The organism is Kitasatospora sp. NPDC059803 (assembly GCF_042732255.1).
Lineage (GTDB): Bacteria > Actinomycetota > Actinomycetes > Streptomycetales > Streptomycetaceae > Kitasatospora.
Genome location: NZ_JBHWIJ010000262.1, coordinates 1 through 1903 on the forward strand (window position 1 = coordinate 1; position 1903 = coordinate 1903).

Below are 1903 nucleotides of genomic sequence, written 5' to 3' on the forward strand. Positions count from 1 at the left end.
CGGGGCGCAGGCCGCTGCCGCCGGGGGCGGGGCCCCCACCGCGGGGGGGGCGGGGGGCGGGCCCCCCGGGGGGCGGCGTCAGGGGCGTGGACGGGCGGCCGTCAGGAGACGGCCACGTCGTCGTAGTAGGTGTAGGTCGGGTCGCCCGGGTAGTTGTCGTCCACGTTGGTGAGGGTGAGCGTGTAGCTGTGCCCCGGGGTGACGGTGCCGGAGGCGGACTTCCAGCCGAGGCCGCTGGTGCAGGTCTTGGCGAGCACCGTGGTCGTGGTGTTGGTGGTGTTGTCCTTGAGCGTGGCGGTCGCCCAGTCGTAGGTGACGGTGTCCGGGCAGGTGACGTCGTACCAGAAGGCGACCTTGCTGCTGCCGGTCGGGGCGGTGAAGGTCTGGCTGGCCGTGGACGTGGTGGTGGGGCCGGTGGAGCCGAGCATGGCGCCGTAGCCGCCGGTGTGCTTGGCGGCGCTGGAGGCGGCGGCGCTGCCGGTGGAGGCCCAGCCGCTCAGGGTGCCGGTCTCGAAGCCGCCGTTGGTGAGGCCGCCGCCGCCCGCGGAGGTGACGGTCCAGCCGAAGGCGGCGGAACCGGAGGCGCCGGTGGCGTCCTTGGCGGTGACCGTGACGCTCGCCGTGCCGGCGGTGGTCGGGGTGCCGCTGATCAGGCCGGAGGCGGAGATGGACAGGCCGGCCGGCAGGCCGCTCGCCGTGTAGGTGAGGGTCTGGCCGGAGGCGCTGTCGGTCGCCGCGATCTGCAGGCTGACGGCCTTGCCGGTGGTGCCGGCCTGGGCGCCCGGGTTGGTGACGGTGACGGTGTTGCCGGTCGTGCCGCCGACGATCGGGTGGGACATCTCGCAGCCGCCCGCACCGCTGTTGAAGTCGTTCGCCCAGGTCGACTGCATGGCGAAGCTGCCGGTGGTGAAGCCGACGTTCGCCGAGGCGCCCTGGCCGCTGCTGACCCAGGCGCACTTGTCGCCGTTCTCGGCGCCGCTGCTGTCGGTCCAGCCGCCGGCCGGGTTCTGGTCGGTGATGGTCTCGGCGTACTCGTGGCCCTCGACGATGGTGACGCCGTCCAGGGTGCCGGCCGTCCCCGCGTTGACGAAGCCCTGGCCGCAGCCGGAGCCCGCGTCGGTCACGTACGGCAGGTTGGTGAAGGCCAGTTCGCCGTACGGGGAGGAGACGGCGCCGCCGGTGAGCGTGGTGTCGCCGGTGTAGTCGTGCCAGGCGCAGAAGTTGCCGGACGCGGTGTTGAAGCCGTCGGGGGTGGTGCCGGTGGGGGAGACGACGACGTACTGGTCGTTCCGGTTGGCCGCGGCCGTGGTGTTGCCGAAGTGGCCGGACGCCTTGACCGCCTCGGCGCCGATCTGGTTGCCGGTCGCGGAGGCGGGCGCCGCGGCGGAGGTGTCCACCCAGACGCCGGCGAGCGCGCCGCCGGTGGGGTAGGCGACGTGCGCGGAGTTGCTCGGGCAGGTCTGGGAGCCGGCGGCGACGCCCTCGCAGTACTGCGTCATGACGCCGGACCAGAGCTCGCTGCCCGCGCCGATGCCCTTGAACAGCTGCTGGAGGCGCGGGGCCATGCCCTTGGCGTCGCCGCTGAGCGTGGTGTTGCCGTTGGTGTCGGTGCCGGAGCTGCCCCACTGGGAGCCCCAGAACACCAGGTAGACGTGCTCCGGTCCGGTGGTCACGCCGATGCTCGGACTGCCCGCCCCGCCACCGTAGTTGAGGTTGTTGGCGGAGGTGGCGTTCGGTGCGGCCTGGTGGCCGCGCAGCGGGACGGCGCCGTGCCGGTACGGGTGGTTCGCCCACCCCCCCGGGGGGGCGGCGTGGGGGGGGGGGGGTTGAACGGGTGGTGAATTAGTGAACCCCCCCCGGGGCCGCCCCGCCCCCCCCCCCACCGACGGGCCTGCGGTCTCCG

General features: G+C 74.0%; 1 protein-coding gene. It reads right to left on the reverse strand.

Going from position 1 to position 1903, the window contains the following annotated elements; genetic code table 11:
• Nucleotides 1–101 precede the first annotated feature (101 nt).
• Nucleotides 102–1673: an Ig domain-containing protein gene (locus ACFV6I_RS30865; protein WP_380428833.1), complete on the reverse strand. Its 1572-nt coding sequence runs from the start codon at nt 1671–1673 to the stop codon at nt 102–104.
• Nucleotides 1674–1903: the final 230 nt, after the last annotated feature.